Here is a 13807-nt window from a genome sequence, read left to right on the forward strand (position 1 = left end):
AAGCCTCCGCGGAACCCGCGCTACCGATCAGTTTCCGGGCGCCGACCAGTGCAGCACCTTCACTGCGGTCATCTCGTCGAGAAGCTCGGGCCCAAAGCCGAAGCCCGTACCGCTGGCGCGCCGGGGTTCAGCCGCCCCGCCGGGAGCACCGCCGAATACGGCGTTGACCCTCACCGTGCCCACCGGAAGGCTGCGCCAGGCTTCTTGGGCATGCGCCATGTTGCCCGTCAGCACGGTCGCGGCCAGGCCGTAGCGGTCGTCGGCGGCTTCCGTCAGCGCGGCGGCGAAGTCCGGCACCACCCGCACCGGCGCCACCGGACCGAACGTCTCCTCTTGCATGATCAGCATGTCGGGTGTGCAGTCGGTCAACACCGTGGGCGGATAGAAGGAGCCCGGGCCGGGTTGCGGCTCGCCGCCGACCAGAACGTGGGCCCCGGCGCGCGTTGCGTCTTCGACGTGCGCGTGCACGTGCTCGCGGTGACGGACATCGACCAGGGGGCCGATGCGGTCGGCCCACGAAATCGCCTCGTCGATCAACGCATTGAGAAAAGCGTCCGCGATCGACTGCACGACAAACACCCGCTCCACCGAGACGCAGATCTGTCCGGCGTTGGCGTAGGCTCCCAGCGCGGATTGCCCAGCCGCCCAGGCTGCGTCCACATCGGCGTCGACGATCAAGGCGTCGTTGCCGCCATTGTCGAGTAGCGCCTTGGCGCCGCGTTCGGCGCAGGCCCGCGCGATCTGTCGGCCGGTCGCGCTGCTGCCCACGTGCGCGACGACATCGACCGACTCCGCGGCAGCCAGATGCTCCCCGACCGTCCCGTCGCCGTCCACGATCTCGAGCACACCCTCGGGGAGCCGGGCGGCCAACAGTTCGGCGAATCGCCGGCCGGTCTGCGGGGAACGTTCGCTGGGCTTGTGCACCACGGTGTTGCCGGTGACGAGCGCCGCGCCGAGGAGTCCGGCCGCCACCGCGACTGGATCGTTCCACGGGGTGATCACCGCGACCACACCGCGCGGCTGCGGAACCATCAGATCGGTTGCGGACCATCCGCCTTGCAGTGCGTGACCACGATGCAGCGGCCCGAGCTGCGCATATTGCAAAAGCGTGCCGACACCGGCATCCACGCCGCCGCGCGCGTCGCCACGCAACTTGCCCGTTTCCCGCTCATTGAGTTCGGCGAGCTCGTCGGCCGCGGCGCGGACGTCGGCCGCCGCGGCCGCGATCGCGGCGGCCCGTTCGGCCGGCGGGGTGCGGGCCCACGCGCGCGCCGCGGCCGCGGCGCGCCTGACCGCTTCGTCACAGTCGGCCGGCTCGGTGATGGGCACCTGCGTGACGGTGTCGCCGGTGCGCGGATCCAGGACGCTGATGATTTTGGTAAGGGACGAAGCCACGCCTGCGAATACCCTGTCCCCTGACCGACCAATCAGCCACCGGCAATGCGTCGCAGCTCAGCGGGGTGAAGATGCCCCGAGACACAATCCTGACCCTGTATGGTCAGCAATGTCCGCCGACGGAACGGATTGAGGGCATCGATGGCAAACAGGTTCCCCGACAACGCCTTTGTCTCGCGACATGCGGTTGATCCGGGTCTTCGGGGAGTTGCCCGGTTCCTGCCGCGCGGCTACGCCCTGCACCGGGGGATCAAGGTTCAGCGGGCGATTATGAACGTCTTCGGCACCACGGGGCGGCTGCGCGACGTGCCGGAGGCGACGGTCAACGAGAACGTGACGGTTCGCCTGCATCGTCCCGACCATTCTCGCGACCGGGCGCCCGCCCTGTTGTGGGTCCATGGCGGCGGCACCATCATGGGCCACGCCGCCCAGGACGACAAATATCTCCGCAAGCTGGCCCACCGCACGGGAGTGGCGGTCGCTGCCGTGGAACACCGACTGGCCCCCGAGCACCCGTATCCGGTCCCGCTCGAAGACTGCTACGCGGCGCTGCTGTGGCTCGCGCGTCAGCCCTGGGTCGACCCGAACCGGATCGCCGTCGGCGGCGCCAGCGCCGGTGGGCATTTCGCGGCGGCGCTGGCGCAACGGGCTCACGACCGCGGCGACGTCAAGCTCGCGTTTCAAATGCTGGTGTATCCCATGCTCGATGATCGGACCGGCGCGGACCCGCGCGGCCGGAAGCGCATCATGTGGACTGGGACCGACAACCAGCTGGCCTGGCGCTGGTACCTCAACGGCGCCGACCCCCAAGAAGCCGTTCCGGCACGGCGAGACGATCTGTCCGGCCTGCCGCCGGCGTGGATCGGGGTCGGCACACTGGATCTGTTCTACGAGGAGTGCGTGGAGTACGCGCGGCGCCTGCGCCACGCGGGTGTTGCGGTGCACGAGGAGATCGCCCCGGGCGCGTTCCACGCGTTCGACCAGATCGTGGACAAGGCGCCGGTGTCGCTGAAATTTTTCGTCAGCCAGTGCGATCACCTTCGGGATGCCCTGGCCGTACCGGTGGCCTGACCGCCGACGCGTAGTGGCTGGATCGGCTTGTCCGCGAACGGGTCTTGCGTCGGCCAATCGCCGGGCGGCGGGGCTTCCCCAAGCGGCGAGATGACCGAGGTCGCGCTTTTTGACTGCAAAGTGTGCAGAATGTGCAACTATGGAGGCCGTGGTCGTCAACCAGATGGGTCTGCGTGAGCGCCGTCGCCGCCAAACCAGCGCCGACATCCGCGATGCCGCGGTGCGCCTGACGCTGGAACGCGGATACGACAAGGTCACGATCGACGAGATCTGCGCCGAAGCCGGGATATCGACGCGCACCTTCTTCAACTACTTCCCCAACAAAGAGTCCGCGCTCGCCTACGGCCCGTCGGACATCCCCCCGGAGCTGGTGGCGGATTTCGTCGCCGCGGGCCCGGCCCCGTATTCGGTGGTACTGGCGGAACTGATCACGCTGGCCGCGCATCACCTTCGCGACGTGCCTCCGCGGCGCGAACACGCGGCGCACATGTTGGAACTCGCCAAGACCTCGCCGGCGGTGTTGGCCGCGTTTCTCGCCGATCTGGAGCGGTTCCAGACCCACTTGACCGACGTGGTCGCCCGCCGCCAGGGCATGCGGCAGGACGACGAGATCGTCGCGTTGATCGCCGCGCTGGCCCTGACCGCGGTGCGATCGGGTATCGAGCGCTGGTCGAAGGGCGAGGCGGGCGATGACGACGACACGCCGATGCCGCACGTCGAACGCGCCGCCGCGCTGGTCAACAGCATCTTCACCGAGTGATTTGAAACACTGAGAGCAATTGTTGCATGGTGTGCAACATATGCACAGTATGTACTATGCTCACTCTGCGGTACTCGAGAACGCCTTCGCAGCACATGGCACGCGTCGGCACTGGGGGCGACGACCGGTGTTCTCGGGATGCCGTCGCCCTGAGACCGTCGAACTTGTACAGACCGTGTCACCGTCGAAACCGTTGCGGTGCACCGTAAGTCGTTGCGCATAACTAGCCACATCATGATCGGATGATGAGGAGGAATCCCCCAGGTGCAGAAATCGAAGGGTTTGCGCAACGCATGGTTGCCCCTGCTGATCGTCGCGGTCCTGGTGATCGGCGGCTTTGCCGTGTCCCGGGTCAAGTCGTTCTTCGGCGCTCACGACACCGGCATCATGACCAGCCCGCGACTGGACGATTCCAAGCCGTTCAAGCCCAAAGTGGTCAAATATGAGGTCTTCGGCTCGGCCCGCACCGCCAACGTGAACTACCTGGACCTGTCCGCCGACCCCAAGCGGGTCGACGGCGCGCCATTGCCCTGGACGCTGGTCCTCAGCACCACCGCCCCCTCCGTCTTCCCCAACCTCTCGGCGCAAAGCGACGGTGATTCCCTCGGTTGTCGCATCACCATCGACGACGAAGTCAAGGCCGAGAACCTCACCAACCGCGTGCACGCCCTGACCTTCTGCATGGTGAAATCCGCATGAGCACACACCTCGACGACGCCCGCACCGACACCATCCCCGTCACCGAAGAACCGGTGCGGGAAAGGATTCCGCGGATCATCCGGACCTTCGCGGTGCCCATCATCATCGGCTGGATCGCGCTCATCGCGGTGCTCAACGTCGTCGTCCCCCAGCTGGACGAGGTCGGGAAGATGCGCTCGGTGGAGATGACTCCCGACGATGCGCAATCGGTCGTCGCGACCAAGCGGATGGGCGCGATCTTCAACGAGTACAAGTCAAACAGCTCGGTCATGATCGTGCTCGAGGGGCAAAATCCGCTCGGCGCCGACGCGCACGCCTATTACGACCAGATGGTCAAGAAGCTCGACGCCGACACCAAACACGTTGAGCACGTGCAGGACATGTGGAGCGATCCACTGACCGGTGCGGGCGCCCAGAGCAACGACGGCAAGGCCGCCTACGTCCAGGTGTATCTGGCGGGTAACCAGGGCGAGGCCCTGGCCAACGAATCGGTCGAGTCCGTGCAGAACATCGTCAAGAGCCTGACCCCGCCCAAAGGGGTGAAGGCCTACGTCACCGGGCCGGCGGCGCTGTCGGCGGATCAGCACACGGCCGGCGACCGCAGCCTGCAGCTCATCACCGCGGCCACGTTCACGGTGATCATCGGGATGCTGCTGTTGGTCTACCGGTCGGTCGTCACCGTGTTGCTCACGCTGCTGATGGTGGTCTTCGAGCTCTCCGCCGCGCGCGGCATGGTCGCTTTCCTGGGCTACTACAAGATCATTGGCCTTTCCACGTTCGCCACCAACCTGTTGGTCACGTTGGCGATCGCGGCCGCCACCGACTATGCGATCTTCCTGATCGGGCGATATCAGGAAGCCCGCGCCGTCGGCGAATCTCGCGAAGACGCGTACTACACCATGTACAAGGGCACCGCACACGTGGTGCTCGGGTCGGGTCTGACGATCGCCGGCGCGACCTTCTGCCTGCACTTCACCAACCTGCCCTACTTTCAGACACTGGGTATCCCGTTGGCCATCGGCATGGTGGTCGTCGTGGCGGCGGCGTTGACGCTGGGCCCGGCGGTCATCTCGGTGGCGACGCGTTTCCGTCGGACACTCGAACCCAGGCGGACCCAACGGATTCGCGGGTGGCGCAAGATCGGCGCGGTCGTGGTCCGTTGGCCCGGCCCGATCCTGGTTGTGACGATCGGGATCGCGCTCATCGGGTTGCTGACCTTGCCCGGATATCGCACGAACTACAACGATCGCAACTACCTGCCCGCCGATCTTCCCGCGAACGAGGGTTATGCGGCCGCGGACCGGCACTTCTCGCAGGCGCGGATGAATCCCGAAGTGCTGATGATCGAAAGCGACCACGATCTGCGCAACTCCGCGGACTTCCTGGTGATCGACAAGATCGCCAAGACGGTCTTCCGCGTGCCGGGAATCGGTCGCGTCCAGGCCATCACCCGCCCGCAGGGCACGCCGATCGAGCACACGTCGATCCCGTTCCAGATCAGCATGCAGGGCGTCACCCAGCAGATGAACCAGAAGTACCAGGAAGACCAGATGGCCGACATGCTGCACCAGGCCGACATGATGCAGACGACCATCGACAGCATGGAGAAGATGTCGAGCATCACCGCGCAGATGGCCAACGACATGCATCAGATGGTCAAAAAGATGCACGACATGACCATCGACATCAACGAATTGCGCCAGCACATGGCCGATTTCGAGGACTTCTTCCGGCCCATCCGCAGCTATCTCTACTGGGAACGCCACTGCTACGACATCCCCGTGTGCTGGTCACTTCGTTCGGTCTTCGACGGCCTGGACGGCATCGACATCATGACCGACGACATCGAGAGCCTGCTGCCGATCATGGATCACCTCGACACGCTGATGCCCCAGATGGTGGCGTTGATGCCGTCGATGATCGAGAACATGAAGGCCATGAAGACGACGATGCTGACCATGTACGCGACCCAGAAGGGCCTGCAAGACCAGCAAAACGAGGCGCAGAAGAACTCCAACGCGATGGGCAAGGCGTTCGATGCGTCCAAGAACGACGACTCGTTCTACCTGCCGCCGGAGACCTTCAACAACGCCGAGTTCAAGAAGGGGATGAAGAACTTCATCTCCCCCGACGGCCATGCCGTGCGCTTCATCATCAGCCATGACGGCGATCCGATGTCACAGGAAGGCATTTCGCACATCGGCGCCATCAAGAAGGCCGCCTACGAAGCGCTCAAGGGCACGCCCCTGGAGGGCTCGAAGATCTATCTGGCGGGGACCGCGTCGATCTACAAAGACCTCAGCGACGGCAACACCTATGACTTGCTGATCGCCGGGATCTCGTCCCTGTGCTTGATCTTCATCATCATGTTGCTCATCACGCGGGGCGTGGTGGCGTCGGCGGTCATCGTGGGCACGGTCTTGCTCTCGCTGGGGGCGTCGTTCGGCCTGTCGGTGTTGATCTGGCAGCATCTCATCGGCATCGAGCTGCACTGGATGGTGCTCGCGATGTCGGTCATCATCCTGCTTGCCGTGGGCGCGGACTACAACCTGCTGTTGGTGGCGCGGTTCAAGGAGGAGATCCACGCCGGCCTGAACACCGGGATCATCCGGTCGATGGGCGGTACCGGCTCGGTCGTCACGTCGGCGGGCCTGGTGTTCGCCTTCACGATGATGACGATGGCGGTCAGCGAACTGACGGTCATCGGCCAGGTCGGAACCACCATCGGGCTGGGTCTGCTGTTCGACACGCTGATCGTTCGGTCGCTGATGACCCCGTCGATCGCCGCGCTGCTGGGCAAGTGGTTCTGGTGGCCACAGCGGGTGCGGCAGCGCCCGGTGCCGTCGCCGTGGCCGAAGCCGAGTGACGAGAAGGCCCCCGAGGAGGCCGAATCCCTTTCTCCCGCTAGGTAACCCAATCCGGCTGCCCGGCGGTGTCGACCGCCGAGAAGTCCTTGTGGCCCAGGCCGGCGGTGGTGCCGCCGTCGACGACGAACTCCGAGCCGGTCGAATAGCTCGACTCGTCGCTGGCCAGGTAGACGACCAGGTTGGAGACCTCCTTGGGCTGGGCGATCCGACCCAGCGCGGTCTGGAAGATGTCCTCGGGGACCCATTCGGTCATCGGGGTCTTGATGAGGCCGGGATGGATCGAGTTCACCCGGATCCCGCTGGGCCCGAGCTCCAGGGCCGCCGACTTGGTCAGCCCCCGGACGGCGAACTTGGTGGCGGTGTATCCGTGGCAGGCGATGGTGCCGGCGATGCCCTCGATCGAGGAGATGTTGATGATCGATCCGCGGCCGGCTTCCTTCATGGGTTTGACCACGGCGCGGATGCCGAGGAAGACACCCGTCAGGTTGATGTCGAGGATTCGCTGCCACTCCGAGAGCGCGTAGTCCTCGAAGGTGCCGATGTTGATGATGCCGGCGTTGTTGACGAGCACGTCGAGGCGGCCGAACTCGCTCAGCGTGGTGGCCACCGCCGCATCCCAATCCTCGGGCTTCGTCACGTCGAGGTGCAGATAACGCGTCGCGTCACCGACCTCGGCCGCGACCGCCTTACCCTCGTCGTCGAGGATGTCACCGAACACCACCTTGGCGCCCTCGGCGACCAGCGTCCGCACGTGCGAGGCCCCCATTCCCCGCGCGCCCCCGCTGATCAGCGCGACCTTGCCGGCCAGCCGTTCTGCCACTGCGATTCTCCCGTCGTGTGAGTCCTAAGCACCATACGTACCTGAAGCGTTGTATGGCCATACCGTGACACGAGATGCGGTCAGCCCACGACGTAACCGCCGCCGCAGAGGTGATGACCGCATCACCTTACGGTCAGCCGCCGGACTCCGCACACGAAACTTCTTGCCCCTGGCCCGGGCCCGCGCCGTCATTGGCGACTGGAAGCACCATGTGTCCTCATACAGGACGTCGATTGAATGAACGTTTAATCAATGCTAGGTTCAGCCGATGAGCGTTCGCCTGCGGCGCCGTGAGCAGTTCATTGACGCCGCGATGACGGTCTTTGCCCGTGCAGGTGTCGACCGAGCGTCCGTCAAGGACATCGCCGAGCAGGCCTCCGTGACACCGGGGCTGCTTTATCACTACTTCGACAGCAAAGAGGCGTTGGTCGCGGCAGTCCTTAAGGAACGCGGCTTCATGTCCGAGTTGGGCGTGCTGCTCGAAGCGGGGACGGATCAGTCGGCCTTCACGCTTCTGCCAACCCTCGTGCGTGCGTTCGACGAAGCGCTCGCCGCGCATGGCGATCTGGTCTCCATTTTCTTTTCGGCTAGCCAGGCCAATGCCGCATTGCGGGACTTCGTTGCCACCGGCGAATCCATGCTGGCGTCGTACTTGGAGTCTCGCGCCACTTCCGACGGGCTTCGGCCCGAGATGATCGGCGTCGCAGCATCATCGTTGTTCGCAGCTGTGGCAATGGGCCACAAGACAGGTCGGCGAATCGACACCGACAGCGTCGCCGAGCTCGTATTGAACGGTCTGACTGTCAGTAAGAAGGGTTGAGCAACATGCGACACGAGTCCACCCAGTGCTGCGTAGTCGGCGGTGGCCCCGCGGGCATGATGGCTGGTCTCCTTCTCGCACGGCAGGGAATCGACGTGGTGGTGGTGGAGAAACACCCTGACTTCTTGCGGGATTTCCGTGGTGACACGATCCACCCGTCCACCCTTGAACTGATCCACGAGCTGGGTTGGGCCGACGAATTCCTAGATCTGCCGCATGTCCAGATGTCTGAGGTCACTGCGAGCATCAACGGCACGGCAATTACGGTCGCGGACTTTCGCAAACTCAAGGTGCACGCGCCTTATATCGCCTTCATGCCTCAGTGGGATTTTCTGAATTTCCTCGCGGACAAGGCGGAGCAGATACCGGCCTTCCGGCTATTCCGCAGCACCGAAATGACTGACCTGGTCTATGAAAACGGCCGGTGTTCTGGAGTCATCGCCGCCCAGGACGGCGACCAAATTGAAATACGAGCCGATCTAGTGGTGGCCGCCGACGGCCGTCACTCCATCGCACGCGAACGAGCAGGCTTGCACCCAGTCGCGAAATCGGCTCCGCTTGACGTGCTTTGGCTACGGCTCCCGCGCAAGGCGGCCGACCAGTTGCCATTATTCGAGCTTGGGCGCGGAATGTTGGTGTGCATCAACCGCGCAGAATACTGGCAGTTGGCCTATGCCATCCCGAGCAACGCATACCCCGAGCTGCGGGCGGCCGGCCTTTCCATGATCCAGGAACGAATTGCGTCTCTGGCACCAGCGCTCTCTGACCGAGTGGATCAGATCGACAGCTGGGACAAACTGCACGAGCTCAGCGTGCAAGTAGACCGCCTGCCGCGGTGGTATCGCCCCGGGTTGCTCTGCATCGGAGACGCCTCACACGCGATGTCGCCGGCTGGCGGTGTAGGCATTAACCTTGCCATCCAAGATGCGGTGGCAACGGCCAACATCCTTGGGCCCGTGCTAGCCGTCCGAACGCCATCCGAGCGTGATTTGCAGCGGATTCAGCGACGAAGGGAATTGCCGGTAAGGATCACGCAGGCGTTCCAGACCGTGATCCTGCGCAATCTCTATCCACGATCACTGTCCGACGACACTGCAACGCACGTGCCACTAATCTTTCGGATCTTCCGCGTACTACCCGCCCTGCGCCACGTCATGGGGAAGTTCATCGGACTCGGTCTCCGTCCAGAGCACATAACGGTATGAACGCCATGCGCGGATGAGCTTTTCGCGAATGCATCCAACGGTACACAGGAGCATCTGCGTCGGCAGCGCACCTGCCGCCGGGCGACTGCAAACCATCCGATACCGAGGCGCCGCTTCACATATATCCACAAGACGATTCAGAATAGGCAGGAGGCGCTATGTCAGTGGGCAGGTCGCTCGCGAGGTTCAATCGTCGTGCCACTAACCGCGTTATGGGCCGGCTGGCGCCATGGCTACCCGGATTCGGCGTCGTCGTACACACCGGACGCAATTCTCAACGCGAATACCGCACTCCTGTCAACGTTTTCAGGGTGCCTGACGGCTATGTCGTCGCTCTGCCTTTCGGACCAGAGGCCGACTGGGTTCGCAACGTCATCGCAGAGGGCGGGTGCCAACTTTGTGAGCGTGGCAACCGGATTATGCTCACCGATCCGGAAATATTCCACGACGAACATCGACGACAAGCGAATGCCGTTGTCCGAGTGATCCTCCGATTCGCGAGAGTCACCGACTTTCTCAGGTTGCGTATTGCGACCGCGCCGGCGCGCGAAATCTGAGGGGATCCGGTTGCTGGCCGAGGCTCGGCGATCATGCGGCTGGGTTCACCTGTTTGACTGACAAATTGCGGGCAGATGTTTTAGCCCTTCCCCCTTGCGCGGGGGTTAGGAATCCACGACGTCGAAGACCGCCGCGGCGGAGGTGACGGCCTTGTCCGCGTTCCCCTCGTCGTGCAACAGCATGCGCACGCCGACACGGCCAGGCCCGCCGCGATGCGCGGTGCCCTCGACGCGGAAGGGACCCACCTTGCCGCGTGACATGAACATGACGTGCCAGCTGACCACCTGCAGCTTCCGGGTGCCGGCGACGTCGGCGGCGAGGTCGATCGCCGCGGTTTCTAAGACGACGTGCTGCGGTCCGATGTGTAATGCGGCGTCGGGGGAGGCGAGTTCGGTGCTGAGCTCGGGCAGGATCCAGTGGCCGTCGTCGCGGCGGCTGGCGCCAAAGGCCTGCCACAGCGGCGGCAGGTCCGGCGAGTCCTCGATCACCAGTTCGGTGCCCGAAACATCCATCCGGTCAAGTCCTTCCGGCGGAACGCCGATGATGGCCCCCTGCCCCTCGTTGAAGGCGATCACCCGGTCCGGGTTGTCGGCGTCGACGATCTTGCACCGCCCGTAGCCCATGGTGCGGCCCTGGTGCACGATGCCGGAGCCCACGATCTCGACTCGCTTGACGTCGTAGCCGGGGTCGACGATCTGCACCGACGCGATGACCGGGTTGGGCACCGCGACCATGTCGGTCTGGCAGCCCTCCGGGGACGAGATAGCCAACGGCGCCACCATGATTCCCCCGGCCTCGTTCCGCATGTCACGGCGAATGGTGACGGTGTCGTCGGCCTCACCCAGGTCCATCGAGGAATGTTTGCGGCCGATGTAGCGGTAGCTGAGCAGCCCCGTCCACCGCCGGTACAGTTCCTCCCGGTAGGCCTCGGAGTCTCCCGCCAACTCCCGGATGTCACGAAGCTGGTCGCCCAATTCCGGCCTCCCTCAGGCTTTTCCGTGCCGCACCTGGTTGAACGGCACCCCGCGATCGGCGGCGTACTCGCGCGGGAAGTTCAGGACCCGCTCCCCGATGACGTTCCGCGCCATCTCGGTGGTCCCGCCGCCGATGCTGGCGATCTGCCGACCCAGGTAACGGGTGCCGATGTCGAGCAGCCCCGCCTCGTCCTCGACCACGGCCGCCGGCCCGGCGACGGTCAGCGCGGTGTCGTTTTCGACGTCGTGCACCTCGGCCATGAACAACCGGATGATCGACCCCGCGGCGGGCGGCAGGGATCCGTTGGTCACGGCGTGGAACACGTGCTCGCTGAGTTGGCCGTGCACGGCCCGATGGACCAGGGCCCGGCCCACCATCTCGCGGATTCGTTCGCTGCCGGCCTGGTTCGTCTTCTCGACCAGCCCCAGCAAGTCAACCGAGATATCTTGCGCCTCAGCGATTCCCGGGCCGCTGGTGTACTCCGATCCGTCGCCCATCGTGCGGCGCTCGTGGTAGAGCTGGCGCGAGGCCACCTCCCACCCTTTCCCCGGCTCCCCCACCACGGCGTCGTCACCGACGTCGACGTCGTCGAAGAACTCCTCGCAGAACTCGACGGAGCCGTTGACCTGCTTGATGCGGTTGATCGTGACCCCGGGGTGCCGAAGCGGCACCAGGAACATGGTCAGCCCTTCGTGTTTCGGAACGTTCCAGTCGGTGCGGGCCAGGCACAGGCCGTAGTCGGCGGCGAACGCCCACGTGCTCCATGTCTTGGCGCCGTTGATGATCCATCGCCCGTCCCGGCGGTCGGCGCGGGTGAGGACACCCGCGAGATCCGATCCCCCGCTGGGCTCCGACAGCAGCTGCACCAGCACTTCGTCGCCGCGCAGTGCGGCCGCGATGTGGGTGCGCTTCTGCTCCTCGCTGCCCATGTCCAGGATCGTCGCGCAGCAGATGGCGAAGGATGGAACGTTGAGCATCAAGGGGGTCTCATAGGCCAGGGCCTCGGCGTCGAACGCCTTCTTGTATTCGTAGCCCAGGCCCAGCCCGCCGTATTCGCGCGGGAAGCAGATGCCGGCGAAGCCGCCGTCGTACAGCCTTTTTTGCAGTTCGCGGGCGCGCTGCCAGGAGGTGAGCGAGTCGCGTTGCAGAACCATCGCGTCGCCGGAATCCAGCCGCGGCAGGTTCTCGGCCAGCCACGCCTTGGCCCGGCCCTGGAATTCCTCGACCGACTCCGACGTCACCGGATGACCTCTCGTTCGAGCGTCGACCTTGTGCTGGGCGACTGTACAGCAGCGCGGTCGCGGCTGTACAGGCCGCAGCCTACGACCGGTTCAGCTCCACCGCGGAGCGGATCAGCGCCGTCAATGCCTTCACGTCGAGCTCGTCGCCCTCGTGAAAATCGATCGCGCGTCGGGTGTTGCCGCCGAGGCTGGAGTTGAACAGGCCAGAAGGATCATCGAGCGAGGCGCCCTTGGCGAAGGTCATCTTCACGACGTTCTTGTAGGTCTCGCCGGTGCAGATCATTCCGTCGTGGTACCAGACCGGGACGCCGCGCCACTTCCACTCCTCGACCACGTCCGGGTCGGCTCCCTTGATGACTTCCCTGATGCGGGCGAGCATCTCGCCACGCCAATCCCCCAACTCCTTGATCCGGGCATCGATCAGCTCAGCGGGAGATTCGTCCCGGGAATCGGCCATCCTGGCTCGCCTTTCCGATGTTGTCGCTCGGCCGCCCCGTTCCCACGGCGGGGTTGGCGGCCCGTAGTCTGCAGTACTCAGCATGACCGATACACATCCCTTCGACGACGCCATCCGGCTCGATACCGTCGACGCCCACCTCAGGCGCGGGCGCACCCATCCGGAATGGGCCAACATGGTGGGCCCCTTCGGCGGGATCACCGCCGCCGTGATGCTGCACGCCGTCGAGTCGCACCCCGATCGCCTCGGCGAGCCGCTGGCGTTGACGGTCAACTACGCCGCGCCGATCGCCGACGGCGACTTCGACATCTCACTGCGGGCCGCGCGCACGAATCGCTCCAACCAGCACTGGATCGCCGAACTCGCCCAGGGCGGCGACGTCAAGACCACGGCGACCGCGTTGTTCGCGATCCGCCGCGACGGTTGGGGCGACACCGAAAGCCGCCCGCCGAGCGCACCGGACCCGGAGCAGCTGGCTGCCACCGATCCGGGCCTCGTGCGCTGGACGAGCCTCTACGACATGCGGTATGTCGAAGGCCCGATGCCCGGCAAAGACGGCCACCCGAACGCCTCGTCGACGACCACCCTGTGGGTGCGCGACGGCGCGCAACGCCCCGTCGACTACCCGGCGCTCGCCGCGCTATGCGACGCTTTCTACCCCCGGGTGTTCCTGCGGCGGGGCACCATCATCCCGTCGGGCACGATCTCGTTGACGACGTACTTTCACGCCGATCGGCACGAACTCGACGGCGTGGGTAACGACTTCGTCCTGTGCACCGCCCACGCCAACCGATTCAGCCGAGGCTACTTCGACCAGAGCGCACAGGTCTGGACGCGTGATGGCGTGCTGCTGGCCACCACCCATCAGGTGGTCTACTTCAAAGGCTGAGGGGTTTACACTTCGCCGGGGAAACGTCACGCAGAGTCGAAACCTGGAGA

General features: G+C 64.9%; 13 protein-coding genes. 8 read left to right on the forward strand and 5 right to left on the reverse strand.

All coding sequences use genetic code 11. The annotated features are described in order from the left end of the window. Positions 1–27 precede the first annotated feature (27 nt). Positions 28–1371 carry an aldehyde dehydrogenase gene (locus A5692_RS22345; RefSeq protein ID WP_068060344.1) on the reverse strand — a complete coding sequence of 448 codons (1344 nt, stop codon included), beginning with the start codon at positions 1369–1371 and terminating at the stop codon, positions 28–30. 165 nt (positions 1372–1536) lie between these two features. Here A5692_RS22345 and A5692_RS22350 point away from each other — a divergent pair, with 165 nt between their 5' ends. From A5692_RS22350 to A5692_RS22365, 4 genes are all read left to right on the forward strand, one after another. Then, positions 1537–2466: an alpha/beta hydrolase gene (locus A5692_RS22350; protein WP_068059952.1), complete on the forward strand. Its 930-nt coding sequence runs from the start codon at positions 1537–1539 to the stop codon at positions 2464–2466. 139 nt (positions 2467–2605) lie between these two features. Then, on the forward strand, positions 2606–3226 hold the full coding sequence (locus A5692_RS22355; RefSeq protein ID WP_068059955.1) for a TetR/AcrR family transcriptional regulator: 621 nt from the start codon (positions 2606–2608) through the stop codon (positions 3224–3226). Positions 3227–3508: 282 nt separating this feature from the next. Further along, positions 3509–3925, forward strand: a complete 417-nt coding sequence (locus A5692_RS22360; protein ID WP_068060347.1) for an MmpS family transport accessory protein — start codon at positions 3509–3511, stop codon at positions 3923–3925. Continuing rightward, complete coding sequence (locus tag A5692_RS22365) at positions 3922–6837, forward strand: RND family transporter (RefSeq protein WP_068059958.1); 2916 nt, start codon at positions 3922–3924, stop codon at positions 6835–6837. The genes A5692_RS22360 and A5692_RS22365 overlap by 4 nt, the downstream gene beginning before the upstream one ends. Here the strand turns inward: A5692_RS22365 and A5692_RS22370 are convergent. Further along, positions 6830–7612: an SDR family oxidoreductase gene (locus A5692_RS22370; RefSeq protein WP_068059961.1), complete on the reverse strand. Its 783-nt coding sequence runs from the start codon at positions 7610–7612 to the stop codon at positions 6830–6832. The two genes, A5692_RS22365 and A5692_RS22370, sit on opposite strands and share 8 nt — an antisense overlap. A 268-nt stretch (positions 7613–7880) precedes the next feature. Between A5692_RS22370 and A5692_RS22375 the strand changes: the two genes are divergently transcribed. The 3 genes from A5692_RS22375 to A5692_RS28595 all read left to right on the forward strand — a co-directional run bounded on the left by A5692_RS22375 (position 7881) and on the right by A5692_RS28595 (position 10194). After that, on the forward strand, positions 7881–8432 hold the full coding sequence (locus A5692_RS22375) for a TetR/AcrR family transcriptional regulator (RefSeq protein WP_068059966.1): 552 nt from the start codon (positions 7881–7883) through the stop codon (positions 8430–8432). A 5-nt stretch (positions 8433–8437) separates the two neighbouring features. Continuing rightward, the gene (locus A5692_RS22380) at positions 8438–9637 is read left to right on the forward strand and encodes an FAD-dependent oxidoreductase (protein WP_068059969.1); all 1200 of its coding nucleotides are present in this window, start codon (positions 8438–8440) and stop codon (positions 9635–9637) included. Between the two features lie 212 nt (positions 9638–9849). Next, positions 9850–10194, forward strand: a complete 345-nt coding sequence (locus tag A5692_RS28595) for a nitroreductase family deazaflavin-dependent oxidoreductase (protein WP_197514538.1) — start codon at positions 9850–9852, stop codon at positions 10192–10194. 105 nt (positions 10195–10299) lie between these two features. On the opposite strand, the gene A5692_RS22390 is transcribed toward A5692_RS28595, so the two are convergent. The 3 genes from A5692_RS22390 to A5692_RS22400 form a co-directional block, all read right to left on the reverse strand. Beyond that, a complete protein-coding gene (locus A5692_RS22390) occupies positions 10300–11169 on the reverse strand; it encodes a hypothetical protein (RefSeq protein ID WP_068059976.1) in 870 nt (289 codons plus the stop codon). Positions 11170–11181: 12 nt separating this feature from the next. Next, a complete protein-coding gene (locus A5692_RS22395; RefSeq protein WP_068059978.1) occupies positions 11182–12411 on the reverse strand; it encodes an acyl-CoA dehydrogenase family protein in 1230 nt (409 codons plus the stop codon). A gap of 79 nt (positions 12412–12490) precedes the next feature. Next, positions 12491–12868, reverse strand: a complete 378-nt coding sequence (locus A5692_RS22400) for a DUF1801 domain-containing protein (protein WP_068059981.1) — start codon at positions 12866–12868, stop codon at positions 12491–12493. Positions 12869–12950: 82 nt separating this feature from the next. Here A5692_RS22400 and A5692_RS22405 point away from each other — a divergent pair, with 82 nt between their 5' ends. Then, on the forward strand, positions 12951–13757 hold the full coding sequence (locus tag A5692_RS22405; RefSeq protein ID WP_068059984.1) for an acyl-CoA thioesterase II: 807 nt from the start codon (positions 12951–12953) through the stop codon (positions 13755–13757). The last annotated feature ends 50 nt before the right edge of the window (positions 13758–13807 follow it).

Source organism: Mycobacterium sp. E342 (assembly GCF_001667665.1).
In the GTDB taxonomy this organism is placed as follows: domain Bacteria; phylum Actinomycetota; class Actinomycetes; order Mycobacteriales; family Mycobacteriaceae; genus Mycobacterium.

Bases quoted from the DNA above. Each gene is read 5' to 3' on its own strand.
- A5692_RS22350 (WP_068059952.1), top strand. From the start codon at position 1,537: ATGGCAAACAGGTTCCCCGACAACGCCTTTGTCTCGCGACATGCGGTT.
- A5692_RS22355 (WP_068059955.1), top strand. From the start codon at position 2,606: ATGGAGGCCGTGGTCGTCAACCAGATGGGTCTGCGTGAGCGCCGTCGC.
- A5692_RS22365 (WP_068059958.1), top strand. From the start codon at position 3,922: ATGAGCACACACCTCGACGACGCCCGCACCGACACCATCCCCGTCACC.
- A5692_RS22375 (WP_068059966.1), top strand. From the start codon at position 7,881: ATGAGCGTTCGCCTGCGGCGCCGTGAGCAGTTCATTGACGCCGCGATG.
- A5692_RS22380 (WP_068059969.1), top strand. From the start codon at position 8,438: ATGCGACACGAGTCCACCCAGTGCTGCGTAGTCGGCGGTGGCCCCGCG.
- A5692_RS28595 (WP_197514538.1), top strand. From the start codon at position 9,850: ATGGGCCGGCTGGCGCCATGGCTACCCGGATTCGGCGTCGTCGTACAC.
- A5692_RS22400 (WP_068059981.1), bottom strand. From the start codon at position 12,868: ATGGCCGATTCCCGGGACGAATCTCCCGCTGAGCTGATCGATGCCCGG.
- A5692_RS22405 (WP_068059984.1), top strand. From the start codon at position 12,951: ATGACCGATACACATCCCTTCGACGACGCCATCCGGCTCGATACCGTC.